Origin of the sequence: Pseudonocardia kunmingensis, assembly GCF_006716445.1 — a bacterium.
Taxonomy (GTDB): Bacteria; Actinomycetota; Actinomycetes; order Mycobacteriales; family Pseudonocardiaceae; genus Pseudonocardia; species Pseudonocardia kunmingensis.
In genome coordinates this window covers 82,524-102,833 of record NZ_VFPA01000002.1, presented here as the reverse complement: position 1 = coordinate 102,833, position 20,310 = coordinate 82,524, and the positions used below count along the sequence as shown (strand labels likewise).

Annotated in this window: 14 protein-coding genes; 3 read left to right on the top strand and 11 right to left on the bottom strand. The window is 74.2% G+C overall.

Features of this window, described 5'->3' with window-relative positions:
- Positions 1–8: 8 nt before the first annotated feature.
- Positions 9–1,262 (bottom strand): trypsin-like peptidase domain-containing protein, encoded by a 1,254-nt coding sequence (locus tag FB558_RS16295; protein WP_142054422.1) that lies wholly within the window; start codon positions 1,260–1,262, stop codon positions 9–11.
- A 194-nt stretch (positions 1,263–1,456) separates the two neighbouring features.
- Here FB558_RS16295 and FB558_RS16290 point away from each other — a divergent pair, with 194 nt between their 5' ends.
- A complete protein-coding gene (locus tag FB558_RS16290) occupies positions 1,457–2,275 on the top strand; it encodes a GNAT family N-acetyltransferase (RefSeq protein WP_142054420.1) in 819 nt (272 codons plus the stop codon).
- Here the strand turns inward: FB558_RS16290 and FB558_RS16285 are convergent.
- Entirely contained in the window at positions 2,242–3,585 is a 1,344-nt protein-coding gene (locus FB558_RS16285) for a glutamine synthetase family protein (protein WP_142054418.1), read from the bottom strand. The two genes, FB558_RS16290 and FB558_RS16285, sit on opposite strands and share 34 nt — an antisense overlap.
- A gap of 186 nt (positions 3,586–3,771) precedes the next feature.
- Positions 3,772–5,346: an alpha/beta hydrolase gene (locus FB558_RS16280; RefSeq protein ID WP_211366637.1), complete on the bottom strand. Its 1,575-nt coding sequence runs from the start codon at positions 5,344–5,346 to the stop codon at positions 3,772–3,774.
- A 200-nt stretch (positions 5,347–5,546) separates the two neighbouring features.
- On the opposite strand from FB558_RS16280, the gene panB reads away from it, so the two are divergent.
- On the top strand, positions 5,547–6,419 hold the full coding sequence (gene panB / locus FB558_RS16275) for a 3-methyl-2-oxobutanoate hydroxymethyltransferase (RefSeq protein ID WP_142056488.1): 873 nt from the start codon (positions 5,547–5,549) through the stop codon (positions 6,417–6,419).
- Between the two features lie 141 nt (positions 6,420–6,560).
- On the opposite strand, the gene FB558_RS16270 is transcribed toward panB, so the two are convergent.
- From FB558_RS16270 to FB558_RS16250, 5 genes are all read right to left on the bottom strand, one after another.
- Entirely contained in the window at positions 6,561–7,661 is a 1,101-nt protein-coding gene (locus FB558_RS16270; RefSeq protein WP_246106550.1) for a glutamate-cysteine ligase family protein, read from the bottom strand.
- Positions 7,662–7,719: 58 nt separating this feature from the next.
- Positions 7,720–9,159 (bottom strand): RNB domain-containing ribonuclease, encoded by a 1,440-nt coding sequence (locus FB558_RS16265; RefSeq protein ID WP_142054416.1) that lies wholly within the window; start codon positions 9,157–9,159, stop codon positions 7,720–7,722.
- A 118-nt stretch (positions 9,160–9,277) separates the two neighbouring features.
- The gene (locus FB558_RS16260) at positions 9,278–10,006 is read right to left on the bottom strand and encodes a maleylpyruvate isomerase family mycothiol-dependent enzyme (RefSeq protein ID WP_246106549.1); all 729 of its coding nucleotides are present in this window, start codon (positions 10,004–10,006) and stop codon (positions 9,278–9,280) included.
- A complete protein-coding gene (locus FB558_RS16255) occupies positions 10,003–10,833 on the bottom strand; it encodes a fumarylacetoacetate hydrolase family protein (RefSeq protein ID WP_142054414.1) in 831 nt (276 codons plus the stop codon). The genes FB558_RS16260 and FB558_RS16255 overlap by 4 nt, the downstream gene beginning before the upstream one ends.
- Before the next feature lie 197 nt (positions 10,834–11,030).
- Positions 11,031–13,406: a xanthine dehydrogenase family protein molybdopterin-binding subunit gene (locus FB558_RS16250; RefSeq protein WP_142054412.1), complete on the bottom strand. Its 2,376-nt coding sequence runs from the start codon at positions 13,404–13,406 to the stop codon at positions 11,031–11,033.
- Between the two features lie 181 nt (positions 13,407–13,587).
- On the opposite strand from FB558_RS16250, the gene FB558_RS16245 reads away from it, so the two are divergent.
- Positions 13,588–15,237, top strand: a complete 1,650-nt coding sequence (locus tag FB558_RS16245) for a fumarate hydratase (RefSeq protein WP_142054410.1) — start codon at positions 13,588–13,590, stop codon at positions 15,235–15,237.
- Between the two features lie 65 nt (positions 15,238–15,302).
- Here FB558_RS16245 and FB558_RS16240 read toward each other — a convergent pair whose 3' ends face one another.
- The 3 genes from FB558_RS16240 to FB558_RS16230 are packed head-to-tail and all read right to left on the bottom strand — an operon-like array spanning position 15,303 to position 20,248.
- Positions 15,303–18,167: a bifunctional acetate--CoA ligase family protein/GNAT family N-acetyltransferase gene (locus tag FB558_RS16240; protein WP_142056485.1), complete on the bottom strand. Its 2,865-nt coding sequence runs from the start codon at positions 18,165–18,167 to the stop codon at positions 15,303–15,305.
- Between the two features lie 13 nt (positions 18,168–18,180).
- Positions 18,181–19,350 carry an acetoin utilization protein AcuC gene (locus tag FB558_RS16235; protein ID WP_142054408.1) on the bottom strand — a complete coding sequence of 390 codons (1,170 nt, stop codon included), beginning with the start codon at positions 19,348–19,350 and terminating at the stop codon, positions 18,181–18,183.
- Between the two features lie 34 nt (positions 19,351–19,384).
- Positions 19,385–20,248: a sulfurtransferase gene (locus FB558_RS16230; protein ID WP_142054407.1), complete on the bottom strand. Its 864-nt coding sequence runs from the start codon at positions 20,246–20,248 to the stop codon at positions 19,385–19,387.
- Positions 20,249–20,310: the final 62 nt, after the last annotated feature.

The window sequence follows — 20,310 nt, the reverse complement described above, 5'->3', positions numbered from 1 at the left end:
CACCGGGATCAGCCACCGCCCGGCGGCGGATCCGCGCCGTCGCGGGCCCGTACGGCCGTCGGCGGGGGCCGGGACTCGTCCCCGCCCCCGGCCGACGGCCTGCGCGTGGACCGCGCGAAGAGCCACATCGTGAGCCCGCCGAGGACGGCCCCGCCCAGCACCGAGAGGAAGACGATCCACCCGGTCTGCAGCCCGCCCCCCAACGGACCGCTCCCGCTCGCGAGCCGGCTGTCCTCGTTCGTCGAGGCCGCGCCCGGCTGCAGCGGCTCGTGCCCCAGGAACTCCCGCAACATCCCGGTGTCGGTGATGACGTTGAAGTTCTGCCCGAGGAACGGCACCGACATCTGGCTGCTGATGCCGTAGACCTCGCCGCGGGAGTTGATGGTGGGCCCGCCGGACACACCCTCCGCGAGGTCGGCGTTGATCTGGTACACGGCGACGCCGTTCCGGAACTGCCTGGCCGTGATCGTGCCGCTGGTGTTCACCGGCTGGAGGCGCGAGTCCTGCAGCACCTCGGCAGGCGTCTTGCCACCGCTGAGGAGGGCGTCGAGGTTGACGCCGTCGGTCTCGTCGATGTTCAGCCCCGGGAAGCCGATGGAGGTGACCGTCTCGCCCAGCCTCGGTGCCGTCGGGGCGATCGCCAGCGGCTTCCCCGGCGGCATGCCGTGCATCTCGAGCTTGGCGGTGTCGCCTTCCTCCCCCGGGCGGAAGCTGTCCACCCGGACGACGACCGGCGACGTGATGACGGCTCCCGGCATCTCGCGGGGCTGGAAGGCGTAGACGACGCGCTCCGGCTCGGGCCGCACCGGCGGCGTCGGCAGCGGCTCACCGGTGCCCGGGTCGATCGACGGCCCCTTCTGGAGGTCGATCGCCAGCCTGCCCTGCTCGGGATCGACGCAATGGCCCGCGGTGGCGATCGTCGTCGGGGTGTCGAACCAGCCGGTGCAGATCGTGATGACCGGCGGCTCGGCGCCGGGCACCGCCGGGCCCCCCGGTTCCGGGACGTCCCCCAGGGCGAAGGGGTCCTCGGGTTCCTCCCAGACGACGACCAGGCCGACGATCGACTGCTGCAGCGACTCCAGCAAGGCCGGATCGATGAGGCTGTTGAGTGCCGCGCCGTCCGGGGACGAGCCCGGCGGATCGGGTTCCGGGGTGTCGGCCGCGGCCGAGGCCCCGGAGATCATCATGACCGAACAGGCGACGACCGGTGTCAGCGCCAGACCCAGCAGCCGACGCCCCGGCGCCGTCGAAGCGAAGCCCACGCCCACGCCCCCTCACGGACTCGTGATCGCCGACGTCGTCATCGGCCCGGCGAGCGACAGGTGGAGATGTCGGGCGATCTTCCGTCGACGCCACCGAGTGTGCCCCCCGTCGGCCCGAGGCGCGAGACCTCCGCGACGACCGGACCACGAGATCGGGTTGCCGAGCGGCGCCACGACGCAGCAGGGTGGCGCACGTGCCGGATACCGCCCACCTGCTGCAGGCCTACGACGACCACCTGCGCACCGAGGCGCCCAGCGCGATCGCGGTGACCCGGCACGGACCGCTGCGGCTGGTGACCTTCCCCGGCGGGCGCGGTTGGGTCACCTACCGCGATCTCGGCGGCGCGGACGCCCCGGCGGTCCGGCAGCTGGTCGTCGATGCCCTCGACCACTACCGCGCGGACCCGGGGATCGAGCGGGTGAAGTGGAAGACCCGCGGCCACGACCACGCGCCCGGCCTGCACGACGCCCTCACCGAACACGGCTTCGCGGAGGGCGAGACCGAGTCGATCATGATCGGCGAGGCCGCCGGGCTGATCGCGGACGTGGCGCTGCCCGCCGGCGTGACGGCGCGGCGGGTGGTCGACGAGCCCGACGTCCGCGCGATGTGCGCGACGGCGTCGGCCGTCTTCGCCGACGACGCCCCGGACCGGATCGCCGATGCGCTGCTGCGGCGATTGGCCCTGAGCGACGGGACGGAGCTGTGGATCGCCGAGGCCGGCGGCCGCATCGTCGGCACGGGCCGGCTGGAGCCCGTCGCCGGCAGCCGGTTCGCCGGGATCTGGGGTGGAGCCACGCTGCCGGAGTGGCGTGGACGCGGTATCTACCGGGCGCTCACCGCCGTTCGCGCCCGCTCCGCGCTCGCGCAGGGCAAGACACTGATCCACAGCGACTCGACCGACCACTCCCGCCCGATCCTGGAGCGGGCGGGGCTGGTCAGGGTGTCGTCGACGACGCCGTACACCTGGCGCCGACGGGTTCAGAGCACCGGCAGGTACGTCGCCAGCTCGTAGGGGGTGACCTGGCGGCGGTAGCCGTCCCACTCGCTGCGCTTGTTGCGCAGGAAGAAGTCGAACACGTGCTCGCCGAGGACCTCGGCCACGAGCTCCGAGTGCTCCATCGCCGAGAGCGCCTCGGTGAGGTTCTGCGGCAGCGACTCGTAGCCCAGTGCGCGGCGCTCGGTCTCCGTGAGCGACCAGACGTCGTCCTCGGTGGGCGCCGGCAGCTCGTAGCCCTTCTGCACGCCGGTGAGGCCGGCGCCGAGGATCACCGCGAAGGCCAGGTAGGGGTTGCACGCGCTGTCCAGAGTGCGGATCTCCACGCGGCGGGTGGACGACTTGCCCGGCGAGTACATCGGCACCCGGACCAGGGCCGAGCGGTTCGCGTGGCCCCACGACACGGCGGTGGGCGCCTCGCCGCCGACGATCAGGCGCTTGTAGGAGTTCACGAACTGGTTGGTGACCGCGCTGATCTCGCGCGCGTGCCGCAGCACCCCGGCCACGAACGCCTTGCCGGTCTCGGACAGCTCGTACGGGTCGTTCGGGTCGTGGAAGGCGTTGCGGTCACCCTCGAACAGCGAGAAGTGGGTGTGCATCGCCGAGCCCGGGTGGGCCGAGAACGGCTTGGGCATGAACGAGGCGCGCACGCCCTGCCGCAGCGCGACCTCCTTCACGACGTAGCGGAACGTCATGATGTTGTCGGCCATGGTGAGCGCGTCGGCGTAGCGCAGGTCGATCTCCTGCTGGCCCGGCCCGCCCTCGTGGTGGCTGAACTCGACGGAGATGCCCATCGACTCCAGCGTCTCGATCGCGTTGCGCCGGAAGTGCGGGGCGACGTCGTGGCTCGCCTGGTCGAAGTAGCCGCCCGAGTCGGCGGGCTCGGGTGCCGACCCGTCGTCGGGCAGGTCGCGCAGCAGGTAGAACTCGATCTCGGGGTGCACGTAGCAGGTGAAGCCCGCCTCCCCCGCCCGCGACAGCGCCCGCCGCAGCACGTGCCGCGGGTCCGCCCAGGACGGCGACCCGTCGGGCATGGCGATGTCGCAGAACATGCGCGCCGAGTAGTGCTCGCCCGACGTGGTCTCCCAGGGCAGCACCTGGAACGTCGACGGGTCGGGTCGGGCCACCATGTCCGACTCGTACACCCGCGCGAAGCCCTCGATGGCGGAGCCGTCGAAGCCGATGCCCTCCGCGAACGCCCCTTCCAGCTCCGCGGGTGCCACGGCCACCGACTTGAGGTAGCCCAGCACGTCGGTGAACCAGAGCCGGACGAAGCGGATGTCGCGTTCCTCGAGGGTGCGGAGCACGAACTCCTGCTGGCGGTCCATGGGCGCCGAGCCTAGGAACGTCGCGTTACGGGCATGTTTCCGGGCTCCCCCACGGGTGCGACATCACTCCCGTGGCCCGGGCGCTCAGGACGCAGGAAGCGGCAGGCTCCCAGCCGACGAACGGCACTCTCGTCGGTACCTGGCCGACGAGAGTGCCGTTCGTCGTGCCCACAGATGGTCAACGCACTACTGGAGCGCGCAGCGGGCTCCGTCGGGCGGCAGCTGCAGGTCGATGAGGTAGGAGCTGACGATGTCGTCGACGCACTGGTTGCCCTGCAGCGCCGCGGTGTGCTGCGTGCCCTCGACCGACAGCAGGCCCCCGTTCAGCGCCTCCGCCAGGTCGACACCGGCCTGGTAGGGGGTGGCCGGGTCGCCGGTCACGGAGACCGTCAGCGTCGGGGGCAGGCCCTCCACCTGCGGCACGTGCGGTTCGCTGGTCGGCGGGGCCGGCCAGAACGCGCACGGGTCGAGCGCGGCCACGACCCCGCGGCCGTCGTCGCGGAACGGCGCCGCCTCGATCGAGCGGCGGATCAGCTCGGCCTGCTCGGCGCGGTCGGTGATCCGCTCCTCGTCGACGCAGCTGATGACGATGAACGCCTCGATGCTGTTGCCGTAGTGGCCGTCCTCGCCGCGGTCGTTGTAGATGTCGGCCAGGCGCAGCAGGATCGTGCCGTCCCCGGCCGCGAGCGCGGACAGCCCGCGCGAGAGCACCGGCCAGTAGTCCGACAGGTACAGGGCCTGGATCGTGCCCGTCACGGCGTCCGGGTAGGAGAGCGTGCGCGCCCCGCCCTCGGCGGCGGCGGGCTGGTCGATCAGCGGGCGGGTCAGCGCCTGGAAGTTCGCGGTGGCCTGCGCCGGGTCGGTGCCGAGCGGGCAGTTCGGCTGCGTGGCGCAGTCCGCGGCGTAGGCGTCGAACGCCTGCTGGAACCCGGCGTTCTGGTCGACGGTGCGCTCCACGGTGGTCTGCGTGGGGTCCAGCGCCCCGTCGAGCACGAGGGCCCGGACGTTCTGCGGGAACGCCTCGGCGTACGCCGAACCGATGCGGGTGCCGTAGGAGTAGCCGAGGTAGGTCAGCTTCTCGTCGCCGAGGGCCTGGCGCAGGATGTCCATGTCCCGGACCACGTCGCGGGTGCCGACGTTCGCCAGCACCTCCGGGCCGCCGGACCGATCGGTGCAGCGCTGCGCGTACTGCTGGTTCTCCGCCTCGGTCTGCGCCACACCCTCGGGCGAGGGGTCGACGTCGAGGTCGGCGCGCTCGGCCTCCCACTCGGCGTCGTTCAGGCAGTCGATGGTCGGCGTGCTCGCCCCGACCCCGCGCGGGTCGAACCCGACGAGGTCGAAGCGCTGGGCGACCGGGCTCTCGGTGAGCCGGCCCGACAGCGACGCCGCGAGGCTCATGCCCGACCCGCCCGGGCCGCCCGGGTTCATCAGCAGCGAGCCGATCCGCTCGCCGGTGGCCTTCTGGCGCAGCACGCCGATCCGGGCCGTCTCGCCGTCGGGCGCCGCGTAGTCCAGCGGCACCTCCAGCCGCGCGCACTCGAGCGCCGGGTTCGCGTACGTCTGCTGGTCCATCGCGCTGACCGCGTACTCCCCGCACGGCCCCCAGCTCAGCTGCTGCTCGTAGAACCGGGTCAGACCCGGGTCCGGCTCGGGTGGATCGGGCGCCGCCGAACCGGGGGTGGACTGCGCGCACGCGGCCAGCACCAGCGCGACGGAGCAGGAGGCGGCAGCGACGGCGACGGAGCGCAGGCGGTCGAACACGAGCCCAGCATGCCAGCGTCGCGGGCGGGCACGACCGCCCACCGCCCCGCGAGTCGCGCTCCGGACCCCGGCGGCCCCGCGCACGGGCGTGTGAACCTCGTCCCAGCCGCTGCCCGGCTCCGCCCGCCGGTGTCACGCTGCTCGGGTCAGCACCTGACGACCCGGGGACCCGCACGGGCCTCGAGGGAGGACGGACGATGATGTCCCGACCGACGCACGCCCAGCCCGCGGACGAGACCCCGCCGTACCGCACCGGCCCGACCACCGCCCCGCCCCCGCGGCGCACCCGCATCCCGCACCTGCACGCGTTCAAGGAGAGCGGGCGGCGGTGGGCGATGCTCACCGCGTACGACACCTACACCGCGGAGATCTTCGACGAGGCCGGCATCCCGGTGCTGCTCGTCGGCGACTCGGCCGCCAACAACGTCTACGGCTACGAGAACACGCTCCCCGTGACGGTCGAGGAGCTGCTGCCGCTGGTCAAGGCGGTCGTGCGGGGCGCACGGTCGGCGCTCGTCGTGGCCGACCTCCCGTTCGGCAGCTACCAGACCGGCCCCGAGCAGGCGCTCGGCACCGCGTTCCGGTTCCTCAAGGAGGGCGGGGCGCACGCCGTCAAGCTGGAGGGCGGAGCCCGCTTCGCCCCGCAGGTGGAGGCCCTCACCGGCTCCGGCATCCCGGTGATGGCGCACCTGGGCTTCACCCCGCAGAGCGAGCACGCGCTCGGCGGGTTCCGCGTGCAGGGCCGGGGCAGCGCGGGCGACCAGCTCGTCGCCGACGCCCTCGCGATGCAGGCCGCGGGCGCGTTCGCGGTGGTGCTGGAGATGGTGCCCGCCGAGGTCGCCAAACGGGTGACGGCCGAGCTCGCGATCCCCACGATCGGCATCGGCGCCGGCCCGGACTGCGACGCCCAGGTGCTCGTGTGGTCGGACATGGCCGGCATGAACCGCGGCCGCAAGCCCCGCTTCGTCAAGCAGTACGCCGACCTCGGCGCCACCCTGCTCGACGCGGCGAGGCGCTTCGACGCCGACGTCCGCGGCGGCCACTACCCCGCCGACGAACACTCCTACACCTGACCCACCGCACCGCGAGTCCCCCGAACGGACAGCGCGAGTCCCCCGTCCTGACCGGGCGAGTCTCCCGAACCGACAGCGCGAGTCTCCCGTCCTGACCGGGCGAGTCTCCCGTCCGGACAGGGCGGGTCCCGCGCCGCCGCCTCAGGGCTGCAGGCCGGCGACCGGGGAGCCCGCCCGGTACGCCGCGAGCATCGCGTCAGCGGGCGACTCGCGCCGCTCCCATCGCCCGCGCAGGCGCTCGAGCCGGGCGAGGTCGTCCGGACGCCCGGCGAGCGCGCGTTTCGCGGCGTCGATCAGCTCTCCGGTGCCGGCGTGGACGGCGTCGTCGGCGAGCCCCGGGCCGGCGACGTGGCGGTGCAGGGCCGCGTCCGGAGTCGTGCGCCTGCCGGGCAGCGTCTCGTCCAGCACCACCCCGGTCAGCAGGGAGAGCAGCTCGCCGTACAGCTCGGGGTCGGGGCAGGAGTCGAACGCCTTGAACTCGATGCGCCCGACCTCCGCCGGCAACCGGGCCACCTGCGTGAGCGACGGGTCGGCGTCGACCTGCTCGTCGTCTTCGCCGAGGAAGACCAGGGCCGCCGGCCGCACGCCCGTGCGCACGGCCGTGCGCGCCGAGAGGCCGCCCCACGGCGCCCCGTCCCGGAACGGCGACGAGAAGGACAGCGGCACCAGCCACGGGCTGTAGTGGGTGAGCTTGCGGCCGACGTCGACGAGGGCGGCCGCGCCGAGGTCCGCGCAGGACAGGTTCAGGTCCGGCCCGTAGGTCGACATGTGCACCTGCGCCGTGCGCTCCTCGGGCGAACCCTGGCGGTGCGTCTGCTCCCAGGCGTTCAGCGGCGGCGCGATGCGGTACTCCGAACGCACCGGGTTGAACGAGATCGTCGTCGTGCGCATCCGCGTGCCCGCCAGCGCCGCGTCGAGGCGCCGCAGGTCGGCCCGCAGCGCGTCGACGGCGGCGGCCACCGAGTCGTGGATGCGGGTGCGCACCTCGATGCCCTTCGGGTCGCAGCGGGTGAGCCCGCCGTGGTCGTCGAAGCGCTCGTAGCCCTCGACGTACCAGCGCTTGCGCTTGATCCCCTGATCACCGACCCGCAGGTCGGGGTAGTCCTGCGGGTCCAGGGGGAGCGCGTCGACCACGGACTGCAGCTCCTCGAAGCCGGTGTTCGTGTGGTCGGCGAAACCGCCGTCGGCGAGCACCAGCGCGCACTCGTGCTCGATGCCGTAGCGGAACGCGCGCACGGGCACGGCCCACCTCCCCCGAGTCTGTCCGGCGGACCGTCCGCCGCGACTGAGGGTAGCCTCACTAGAACGATCCGCGAGGCCCGGCCGCGAACTCGATGCGCCCGGTCGCGGGATCCGCTTCCTGCAGCCGGACGCGCACCAGAGCACCCGCGGTGAGGTCACCGGTGCAGCGCGCCAGCACCGGCGGCTCCGGCACGTAGACCTCACCCGCCTCCCCGTCCGCCTGCCCCGGCCGCAGGACCACGGCGTCGAACTCGCGTCCCACGTGGGCGTGCAGGAGGGCGGCCTCCGTGCGGTCCACGCAGGCGCGGTCCACCCGCCCGGCCAGGGTGTCGGACGCGGCCATCACCTCGGACAGTTCCGGCAGCGCGCCGCGCAGCCACTCCGGCAGCCCCTCACCCGCCACCACCGCCAGGCACACCTCGGTGCCGAACCGGTCGACCAGTCGCCGCAGCGGCGCCGTCACGTGCGCGTACGGGGCACCGATGCCGCCGTGTCCCGGGTCGTCCGGCGCGGCGACGCCCGCGTCCCGGTCGAAGGCCGCGTACCCGGCCCCGCGCAGCAACGTAGTGGCGGCCCGGCGCAGCGCGAGGGTCGACGGCGTGTCCGCAGGCAACCCGGCCAGGACCTCGGCCACCGACGCCCCCTCGGGCCACGCGAAGCCCAGCTCGCCCGCCGCGCGCCGGAACGCCGCGAGCGCCTCCGCATCCGGCGCGGGCAGCGTGCGCAGCAGACCGACGCCCGCGTCGAGCATGATCCGCGCTGCGGCCATGCCCGTGAGCAGCGAGATCTCCGCGTTCCACGACTCGACGTCGAGCCTGCGGCGCACCTGCACCGTCCAGCCGCCTGCGCCGTCCGGCACGACCTCCTGCTCGGGCAGCTCCAGCTCGATCGCGCCGCGGCGCACCGCGTGGGCCCGCCGCAGCGGCCCCAGCTCGGGGAGGCCCGCCAGTGCCGGGTGCAGCGCGTCCGTGGCGAGGTCGGCCTGCACGCCCGCGTAGTCCAGCCGGGCCCGCGACCGCACGACCGCCCGCTCCACCTCGGCCGCGACGACCTCGCCGTCACCGTCCAGGTCGAACGTCCACAGCACGGCCGCCCGCGGCCCGTCCGGCAGCAGGCTCGCGGCGTCCTCGGACAGCACCGGCGGGTGCAGCGGCACCGCCCCGTCCGGCAGGTAGATCGTCTGGCCGCGCCGCCGCACGTCCGCGTCGAGCGCTCCCCCGGGCGCGACGACCGCCCCCAGGTCGGCGATCGCGTAGTGCACCCGGAAACCCGCACCGCGGCGCTCGACGCCGACGGCCTGGTCGAGGTCCTTCGACCCCGGCGGGTCGATCGTCACCAGCGCGATGTCCGTGGCGTCGCGGCGCCCCGGCCCGGGCCCGGGGCGCTCCGCGGCGGCCCGCGACGCCTCGGCGAGCACCGCGGGCGGGAACGCGTCGGGGAGCGCGAACTCGGCACGGACGGCGGCGAAGTCCGGAACGGGACGCGGCGACGACGGCACGTGCCGGAGCCTCCCACGACAACGGCGCGGACGGCGATGCCCACGGACACCCTGCGGGCGACTTCGCACACCCACCGGCCGCTTCGCACACCGCCCGCCTTGTGCGGAGTGGCGGGGGTCAGAGCCAGCGGGGTGGCGTCGGGGGCTTCCCGCCGTCTGCCGTGCTCAGGGTGCGGCCTCTGCTGCGGCCCAGGAGCCACGCCGCGAGCTCCGGGGCCGGGCCCCGGATCGTGCGGGCGGCACCCGGGTCGCCCACCACCCACTCCGCACCGTCGGGCGCGACGAGGTGCAGGGCCGGGCAGTCCGGTTTCTGCGCCATCGTCGCGGTCACGTCCGTGAGCAGCTCGGTGACCATGGGAGCAGGCATGTCCGCGAACGACGCGCCGACGTCGAGGTCGACGGCGTGGATCCACATCTCCCGGGCCCGCAGCCACGGGATGTCGGTGGCCACGAGGTCACGCCCCTGCGCGTTCTGCACCTGCGCCGACCACGCGGCGTCCGGCATCGCGCGCACCACCCGCGCCAGGCGGTCGGAGGACTCCACGACGTCGTCCCGGATCATCGCAGGCGTGCGCCGCGCCCCCGCCTCGATGTCGGCGTCGCGTTGCTCCCGTCCGGCGTAGGCGGGCGTGCGGACCCCGGTGCGCGCCCAGGTCAGCAGGTTGATCAGCGCGTCGGCGTTGCGCGCCACGTGGGTGAGCACGTGCGCGCGGCTCCACCCGGGCAGCGCGGACGGCGCCGCGAACGCCTCCTCCCCCATGCGCGTCATCAGACCGCGCAGGTGGGCCGCGCCGTCCCCCGCCCATGCGAGCGTGTGCGCGAGCGAGCGGGTGCCCGCAGGTGTCACGGTGCCGCCTCGAGGCGACAGGTGTTGCGGCACTCGCCGACGCCGGCGACCGTCGTGACCAGCTCCGCGCCGTCCGTCAGGTACCGCGGGGGCTTGCGCGCGTGGCCGACGCCGCCGGGCGTGCCGGTGGCGATGACGTCACCCGGGTTGAGCGTGACGATCCCGGAGAGGTAGACGACCAGGTCGACCGGGGTGAACACGAGCTCGCTGGTGGACGAGCGCTGCATCGTCTCCCCGTCGAGCACGGTGGAGACCTCCCACCCGCCCTCGGGCAGCTCGTCGGGGGTGACCAGCCAGGGGCCCAGCGGGGTGCTCTTCTCGAACGTCTTGCCCTGGAGGAACTGCTTCGTGCGGTACTGGAAGTCGCGCACGCTCACGTCGTTCAGGACGGTGTAGCCGGCGATCGCCGCCTCGGCCTGCTCGGGGGTGGCGTGCCGCACCGACCGCCCGATCACGACCGTGAGCTCGACCTCCCAGTCGATCGCCTGCGACGCGCGCGGCAGCACGATCTCGTCGTACGCGCCGACCAGGGCGGGGGCGAACTTCGCGAAGACGGTCGGGTAGTCGGGCAGCTGGTTGCCCATCTCGAGCACGTGGTCGCGATAGTTCAGCCCGACGCAGATGATCTTCTCGGGCGACGGGACGAGCGGCGCGTAGTCCAGCCCGTCGAGCGGGTGCACGGGCCCGGCCGCCGCAGCAGCGTGCTCCGCCCAGTCCGGCCGCTCGAGCAGGGCGCGCACGTCGGCGTCGCCCGTCTCGACGGCGCCACTCCCGTCCACGCGTACCGCCCGGTGCCCCGTCGCCGTCCGGATCGTCGCCAGCTTCATCCCGTCTCCTCACCCGTCAGATGACTCCTCATCACGGCGGGCAGTCTCGCCCAGCAGGTTCCGGGACACACGATCGGGGCCGGAACCGCGCGCAAGGGCCTCGGCGACGGGCCGGGCGAAACGGATGAATCGATCGGGCGGCGCGACCACCACCCGGACGGGCGCTCCGCCGCGCGCACGGCGGAGCGCCCCCGGGGTCAGATGGTGGCCTCCGCCGACCCGTCCTGGCTGCGGACCGGCAGCGTCGCGAACACGGCGGGAGGCTCGCGCCACGGGTCGGCCGGGCGACCGGCGCGCCCGTCCTGCACGGCGCGCCACACCCGCTCCGGGGTGCAGGGCAGGTCCACGTGCCGCACGCCGAACACGCTCAGCGCGTCGACCACCGCGTTCTGCACGGCGGGCGTGGACCCGACCGTCGCCGACTCCCCGATCCCCTTCGCCCCGAGCGGGTTCATCGGCGTGGGCGTCTCGGTGTTCGCGGTCTCGTAGGTGAACAGGTCGGCCGCGCTCGGCATCCGGTAGTCGGCGAGGGTGGCGGTGAGCGGCTGGCCCTCCGCGTCGTACACGACCTCCTCGTAGAGGGCCTGCGCGATCCCCTGCGCGAGCCCGCCGTGCTGCTGCCCCTGCACCAGCAGCGGGTTGAGGATGCGCCCGCAGTCGTCCACCGCGACGTGGCGCAGCGGTGTGACCCGGCCGGTGTCGGTGTCGACCTCCACCACCGACACGTGCGCCCCGAACGGGAACGTCGCGTCGTCCTGGTGGAAGTCGATCCCGGCGAACAGCTGCTCGCCCTCCGCCTCCGCCCCGCTCGCGACCTGGGCCCAGGTGAGCGTCACCGACGGCACACCGGCCACGCCGAACGCGCCGTCCTCGGTGAGCTGCACGTCGTCGACGGACGCCTCCAGCATCGCGGCCGCGCGCTTGCGGGCCTGCTCGAGCACGTCGTCGGCCGCACCCTGCACGGCGTTGCCCGCCATCTGCAGCGACCGTGATCCGCCGGTGCCCCCGCCGCGCGGCACCACGGCCGTGTCGGACTGCACGAAGCGGATCTTCTCCATCGGGATGCCGAGGCGGTCGCTGGCGAGCATCGCGAACGCCGTGGGGTGGCCCTGCCCGTGGCCGGAGGTGCCCGCCGAGACGGTGGCGCTGCCGTCGGCGTGGACGGTGACCGAGCCGTACTCGTCCCCGCCACCGGCGGTGATCTCCACGTAGACGCTGATGCCGATGCCGATCTGGACGGGGTCGGCCGCCTCGCGCCTGCTCGCCTGCTCCTCGCGGAGCTTGTCGTAGTCGACGAGCCGCAGCGCCTCGCGCAGCGGCAGGTCGTAGTCGCCGATGTCGTAGCGCACGCCGGACGGCGTCCGGTACGGGAACTCGTCGGGCCGGATGAAGTTGCGCCGCCGGATCTCCGCCGGGTCGATGCCCAGCTGGGCGCCGGCCAGGTCGATCATCCGCTCGATGTGCGCGGTGGCCTCGGGGCGGCCCGCGCCGCGGAACGCGCCCATCGGCGTGGTGTTGGTGAGCGCCACGGCGCCGTCGAACGCCAGCTTGGGGATCCGGTAGACGCCGGTGGCCATCGTCTGCGTCGAGCCGAACACCAGCCCGCCGCCGAACCCGGCGTACGCACCGCTGTCGGCCACCACCCGCGCCCGCAGCCCGGTGATCACGCCCTCACGGGTGAGGCCGAGCTCGTAGTAGGCGACCTGGCCGCGCCCCTGCGGCATCGACACGAGGTTCTCGGAGCGGGTCTCCACCCACGTGACGGGGCGGCCCAGCTTCCGCGCGACGCCGACGGCCGCCGTGTGCTCGGCGAGCATGCCCGCCTTGCCACCGAACCCGCCGCCGACGTGCGGGGCGATGACCCGCACGCGCTCGGTCTCCAGCCCGAACAGGGCCGCCGCCTGCGCGCGGAAGCCGTGCGGCATCTGGGTGGACACCCAGATGGTGAGGTCGTGCTCCTCGTCTCCCCCGTTCCCAGGGCCTCCCGGCTGCACGGCGATCGCGTTGCCCTCCATGGGCACCACGGCCACCCGCTGGTTGACCAGCCGGGCCCGCACGACCACCTCCGCGTCCGCGAGCGCGTCGTCGTCGGTGAACCGCTGGCCGGCGGCGAGGTTGCTGCCCAGCTCCGGGAACTGCAGCTCCGCGCCCGGCTCGAGGGCCGCCTCCATGTCGACGACGGCCGGCAGCGGGTCGTAGTCGACCTCCACGAGCTCGACGGCGTCGACGGCGGCGGCCTTCGTCTCACCGACCACCACCGCGACCGGCTCGCCCACGAAGCGGACGCGGTCGGTGGCGAGCGGCGGACGCGGGAGGTCGGGGTTCACGACCATGAGGCCGTGGTGCGCGGGCAGGTCGAGGTCTGCGGCGGTGAGCACGGCGACCACGCCCGGCGCCGCGGCCGCCTCGGCCGTGTCGATCCCGGTGATCACCGCGTGGGCCAGCGGGGAGCGCACGAAGGCGAGGTGCAGCACGCCCTCGAGCGAGAGGTTGCCGACATAGGTGGAGGCGCCGGTCATGAGGTCGCGATCCTCGACGCGGCGAACGGAGGTCCCGAGAATCGATCCAGGCATGTCGATGACCCTACGGTCACCGACCGGGCCAGGCCCAGAAGTTGACGCACATCCGTCCGTCGGCGATGGTCTAGGGACGCTTCGCGCGCCGACCCGTTCGACGCGCGCACCCCGGGAGGTCGGACTGGTCGGGGGCCGGTCCGGCCTCCCGACCCAATCGAGGGCGGGTTAGGTTTCTCCGGTGCCCGAGTTCCACCACACCGACGTGCTCCCCCTCGGCCCCGACGACACCGAGTACCGCCGCCTCGACCTCCCGGCGGGCGAGGTGATCGAGGCCGCCGGGCGGACGTTCCTCGAAGTGCCGCCCGCCACGATCACCGCGCTGGTGCGCGAGTCGGTGCGCGACATTCAGCACATGCTGCGGCCCTCGCACCTCGCTCAGCTGCGGTCGATCGTCGACGACCCCGAGGCCTCCCCCAACGACCGCTTCGTGGCCACCGACCTGCTGCGCAACGCGTGCGTCTCGGCGGGCGGCGTGCTCCCCATGTGCCAGGACACCGGCACGGCGATCGTGGTCGGCAAGCGCACCGAGACCGTGCTCACCGGCGGCGACGACGAGCGCGCGATCTCCCAGGGGATCTTCGAGGCCTACGACGAGCTGAACCTGCGCTACTCCCAGATGGCGCCCACCTCGTTCTGGGACGAGCGCAACACCGGCACCAACCTCCCGGCGCAGGTCGAGCTGTACAGCGCGCCGGGGGCGACGCCGAAGTACGAGTTCCTCGTGATGGCCAAGGGCGGCGGCTCGGCCAACAAGACCTTCCTGCACCAGGGGACGAAGGCACTGCTCAACCCCAAGAAGCTCGCCGCGTTCCTCGACGAGAAGCTCCGCGCGCTCGGCACCGCGGCCTGCCCGCCCTACCACCTGGCGATCGTCGTGGGCGGCATGTCGGCCGAGTTCACGCTCAAGGTCGCCAAGCTCGCCTCGGCCCGCTACCTCGACGCCCTTCCCTCCGAGGGCTCCGAGCTCGGCCACGGCTTCCGGGACCGCGACCTCGAGCAGCAGGTGCTGGAGCTGACGCGGCAGTTCGGCATCGGCGCGCAGTTCGGCGGCAAGTACTTCTGCCACGACGTGCGCGTGATCCGGCTGCCCCGCCACGGCGCCTCATTGCCCGTCGGCATCGCGGTGTCCTGCTCGGCCGACCGGCAGGCCAAGGCCAAGATCACGCCGGATGGCGTGTTCCTGGAGCAGCTCGAGCGCGACCCCGCCCGGTTCCTGCCGGAGGCGTCTTCCGAGGACCTGTCCGAGGAGGTCGTGCGGGTCGACCTCAACCGCCCGATGGCCGAGATCCGGGCCCAGCTGTCGACGCTCCCGGTGAAGACGCGCGTGTCGCTCACCGGGCCGCTCGTGGTGGCCCGCGACATCGCCCACGCGAAGATCGCCGAGCGGCTGGAGGCCGGCGAGCCGATGCCGCAGTACCTGCGCGACCACCCCGTCTACTACGCCGGGCCGGCCAAGACGCCCGACGGCTACGCCTCCGGCTCGTTCGGCCCCACGACGGCCGGGCGGATGGACTCCTACGTGGAGCAGTTCCAGGCCGCCGGTGGATCGCTGGTCATGCTCGCCAAGGGCAACCGGTCGACCCAGGTCACCACCTCCTGCGCGACGTACGGCGGGTTCTACCTCGGCTCCATCGGCGGGCCGGCCGCCCGGCTGGCCCAGGACTGCATCCGCAAGGTCGACGTGCTCGAGTACCCCGAGCTCGGCATGGAGGCGGTCTGGAAGATCGAGGTGGAGGACTTCCCGGCGTTCGTCGTGGTGGACGACAAGGGCAACGACTTCTTCGCCGGTGTCAGCCAGCCGACGCTGCAGGTCTCCTTCCGCCGCTAGCCCCGACCTGACGAACGGCACCTTCGTCGGCTAGGAAGCGACGAAAGTGCCGTTCGTCGAGTGGGTCAGCGCAGGCGGCGGGGGCCGCCCCGTTCCCTGCGGGTGGGCGGTGGCCCGACGACGATGCGCGCGCCCGTGACGAAGGCGCCCTCGGGTGAGCTCAGGACCGGGTCGAGGCTGAGCGAGCGCACCTCGGGGAGGTCCTCGGCGATGCGTCCCACGCGCAGCACCAGGTCCTCGAGGGCGGCCAGGTCGACCGGCTCGGTGCCGCGGTACCCGGCCAGCAGCGGCGCGGCCCGGGGTGCGCGCACGAGCGCCGCGGCGTCCTGGTCGGACACCGGGACCACGCGGAACGCACGGTCGCCGAGGAGCTGCGTGGCCATCCCGGACAGCCCGAACGACAGCAGCGAACCGAACGACGGGTCCTCCACGATCTCCAGCACGCAGGACACGCCCTTGGGGGCCATCCGCTGGACGTACACCTGCGGCTCGCCGGTGAGCGTTGTCAGGTCGCCGTGGGCGCGCCTCACGGCCGCGCCGGCGCCGAGGTCGAGCCGCACACCGACCAGGTCGGTGCGGTGGCGCCACCGGTCCCCGACCGCCTTGAGCGCCACCGGGTAGCCGAGCTCGTCGGCCGCGGCCACCGCCTCCTCGACGTCGGACACCAGGCGGAACTCGGTGACCGGCACGCCGTAGCAGCCCAGCAGCTCGACGGCCTCGTCGTCGGTGAGCCGGTGCGCCTCCGCGGCGCCCACGCGCGCCACGACGCCGCGGGCGCGCTCGGTGTCGACCCCGGCCGGCGTGCCGAACCGCCCCACGGGCAGCGAGCGCCACCGCGCGTAGCGGCTGACCCGCGCCAGCGCCGCCGCCGCCCGCTCCGGGCTCGGGTAGCTGGGCACCGACCCCGGCCCGGGCGACCCGTCCTCCCGCGCCACCGACAGCTCGGCCGGCACCCCCTCGGCGGCCAGGAACACCGCGATCACCGGCTTGTCGACCCCGGCCACCGCCTCCCGCAGTGCCCGGGCGTACGCCGCGCCGGGGGTCGCGACGGGCGGGACGAAGACGGCGATGAGGGCATCGGCCCCACCGGCGGGCGCGTCGCCGGATGCCTCGCCGGATGTGTGGCCGGATGCCTCGCCGGATGCCTCGTGGGACGCGTCCTCGGACGGGCGGTCCCTCGCCGCGCCGGTGCCGCTGCCCGCGACGGAGGCGGCGTCCCGGTCCGACACGGCTCCGAGCGCCCGCGCGACCGCGGCGGCGAACTCCTCGGGCGGCGCCGCGGTGCCGACGTCGACCGGCGGCCCGTGCAGCTCCATGCCCTCGTCGAGCAGGGCGTCGGCGACCAGGACACCCAGTGCGCTGGAGTTGCCCACCACCGCGACCCGGGGCCCGGCCGGCAGCGGCTGGTAGGCGAGCAGGAGCGCGGTGTCGAACAGCTGCGAGAGCGTCTCGACGCGGATCACGCCCGCCTGCTCGAACAGGGCGCGCACGCTGGCCTCGTCGATCCGCGCCGCGCTGGCCGCGAGGGCCGGCGTGGGGCCGGAGTGCCGACCGCTCTTCACCGCCACGATCGGCTTCGTGCGCGCCAGCCGGCGGGCCAGCCGGGCGAACTTGCGCGGGTTGCCGAACGACTCCAGGTACAGCAGCACGACATCGGTGGCGGGGTCGGTCTGCCAGTACTGGAGCAGGTCGTTGCCCGACAGGTCGGCCCGGTTGCCCGCCGAGACGAACGTCGAGAGCCCGAGGCCGCGCTCCTTGGCGGTGGCGAGGATCGCGATGCCGAGGGCACCGGACTGGGAGAAGAACCCGACCCGCCCCGTGCCGGGGACGTCGGGGGCGAGCGTGGCGTTGAGCCGGACCTCGGGATCGGTGTTGGCGACGCCGAGGGCGTTGGGCCCGATCACCCGCATGCCGTGCGCCCTGGCCTCGGCGACCAGCCGCCGTTCGGCCACGACACCGCTGCCGCCCGCGTCGGCGAACCCGGCGCTGACCACGACCAGCGCCTTGACGCCCTTCGCGAGGCAGGAGTCCATGACCTCGTCGATGCCGGCGGCGGGCACGGCGACCACGGCGAGGTCGACCTCGTCGGGGATGTCGGTGACCGAGGCGTAGGCACGCACCCCGCGCACCGAGCGCGCGTCCGGGTTGACCGGGAAGACCGGGCCGGTGAAGTTGCCGCGCAGGAGGTTGGCCAGCACGGCGTGGCCGATCTTCGACGGGTCGGTGGACGCCCCGATGACGGCGACCGACGCCGGGTGCAGCACGTTGTGCACGCTGCGCGCCTCGGCCCGCTGTTCGCGCGCGTCACGCACGGCGAGCGAGCGCTCGGTGGGGTCGATGTCGAACTCCAGGTGCAGCACGCCCTCGGAGAAGGCCCTGCTGACCTGGTAGCCCGCCTCCCGGAACACCCGCACCATCTGGTGGTTCTCGACCAGCACCTCGGCCTCGAACCGGCGCAGGCCGTTCTCCCGGGCGGCGGCCGCGAGGTGCTCCAGCAGGATGGAGCCCAGCCCGCGGCCCTGGTGGTCGTCGCGGGCCACGAACGCGACCTCGGCCGACTCGACCCCGGCCGGCCCCGCCCCGGACCCACCGGGCAGCCCCTCGTAGCGGCCCACGGCGAGGATCTCGTCGCCGAGCAGGCAGATGAACCCCACCCGCTTGCGGTGGTCGACGTGGGTGAAGCGTTCGAGGTCCCTCGGGGAGATCCGCGGGTACGGGCCGAAGTAGCGCAGATAGCGGGTGCGGTCGGACAGGCTCGCGTGGAACCGCAGCAGCGCGTCGGCGTCGCTGGGCAGGATCGGGCGCAGGTGCACGATGCCGCCGTCGGAGGCCACCACGTCGGCCTCCCAGTGCCGGGGGTAGCCGGGGTCCGCGGCGGAGTCGGCCGGGGAGTCGGCCGGGGCGCCGGTCGTCGAGTCGCTGGGTGGCATGTCGGTCATCCCGTCAGTCCCGCGGGTCGTCCGGATCGAGGCCGTGCAGCGGGAAGACGGCCCGCCGCGTCTCCAGCACCGCGCTGTCCACGCGGTCGGCCCCCTCGCTCCACGGCGTGTACCCGGTGTCGGCGCCGTCGGTCATCGAGATCGGCAACTGCTGGCCGGTGAGGCCTGCGGTGTGCGCCACCCAGCCGGCCGGGAGCGGCCGGCCCGGCTCGACGTCGCGGTCGAGGACCGTGGCGATCAGGTGCGTCCAGGAGCGGGGCACCACGCGGAACAGTCCGTACCCGCCGCCGCCGACGGCGAGCCAGCGGCCGCCCGCCGCGTGGGTGGCCAGCTCCCGCAGGTTCCGGTAGATCGCGCGGTGGCCGTCGACCGACAGCCCGAGATCGGCCAGCGGGTCCTCCGCGTGGCTGTCGACGCCGCACTGCGTGACGAGGATCTGCGGCCGGAACTCGGTGACGAGCGACGGGACGACCGCGTGGAACGCGCGCAACCAGGCGGAGTCGGAGGTGCCCGGCGGCAGGGGCAGGTTGACCGCGGTGCCCGCGGCGTCACCCTCGCCGTACTCACCGGGCCACCCGGTGCCCGGCCACAGCGTCATCGGGTGCTGGTGCAGCGAGATCGTCAGCACGCGCGGATCGGCGTAGAACGCGGCCTGCACCCCGTCGCCGTGGTGCACGTCGACGTCGACGTAGGCGATGCGGTCGAACCCGTGGTCGAGCAGCCACGAGATCGCCACGGCGCAGTCGTTGTAGACGCAGAACCCCGCCGCGCGGTCGCGCATCGCGTGGTGCAGGCCGCCGGCGATGTTGACGGCGCGGTCGGCGCGGCCCTCGGCGATCTCCCGCGCCGCCTGCAGGGACCCGCCGCACACGAGGGCGCTGGCCTCGTGCATCCCGAAGAAGATCGGGTTGTCGTCGGTGCCGAGCCCGTGCCCGACGTCGAACGGGCTCTCCGGCGCGGACTTGACCGCCGTGAGGTAGCTGGGCACGTGGACCCGCTGCACCTCCTCGTCGGACGCCTGTGCCGGCACGATCGGCTCGACGCCCTCCAGCACCCCGAGCGCGGTGGCCAGGCGCATCGTGAGGTCCAGTCGGACCGGGTCGAGGGGGTGCTCGTCCCCCAGGTCGTAGGAGAGGAAGTCGGGCGTCCAGACGACCGCCGCGCGCGGGCTCATCCCGACCGCCCCCTCGCCCAGGCCGCCATGCGGCTCACTGCTCGGTCCCGACTGCCACCGGCCGGCCCGGATCGGCCGACCAGTTCGACCACGATCCCACGTACAGCCCGATCGGCCGCTCCGGTGGCCGCAGCCCCGCGTGTTCCATCGCGAGGACCAGGGCCGCGGCGGTGGCTCCCGACCCGCAGTAGGCCCCGACGTCACCCGCCCCCGGGCCCGCGAGCCCGGCGAGCCGCGCAGCCAGCGGTGCGGGCGCCAGCCAACGCCCGTCCGGGCCGAGGACGTCGGTGGCCGGAGCGTTGACCGCGCCCGGGATGTGACCCGCCTTCGGGTCGACCGGCTCGAACTCACCGCGGTAGCGCTCCGGTGCCCGTGCGTCGAGCAGCACCCCGCTGCGGGCGAGCGCGGCGGCCTCGTCGGCGTCGAGCACGGGCATGCCCCCCGGCCGGACCGTGACGTCGCCGGGGAGGGGCCGGGACGGCTCGTCCGTGGTGGGCAGGCCCGCCTCCACCCAGGCGCGGTAGCCGCCGTCGAGCACCGCGACCCGTCCTGCGGCGAACCCGGCCCAACGCAGCAGCCACCACGTGCGAGCCGCCTGGACGCCCTGGGCGTCGTCGTGGGCCACGACGAGCGAGTCGTCGCGCACCCCGGCGCGCCGCAGCGCCGACTGCAGCCTCGCAGGCGACGGCAACGGGTGGCGACCCGCCGGACCCGGCGGATCGGCCAGGTCGGAGTCCATGTCGAGGAAGACGGCCCCGGGCAGGTGCGCCGCGTCGTGGTCGGGCCGGGCGGGCGGCCCGGTGAGCCGCCAGCGGACGTCGAGCACCACCGGCCGCTGCGCGGGGTCGGGAACCGCGAGCAGCTCCGCGAGGACGGTCGGGGCGATCAGGGGATCCATCGGTGCGACCACCGCGCCATCCTGCCCGGGATGGCGGGGCGTCGGCGAGGCGTTGCACCGAT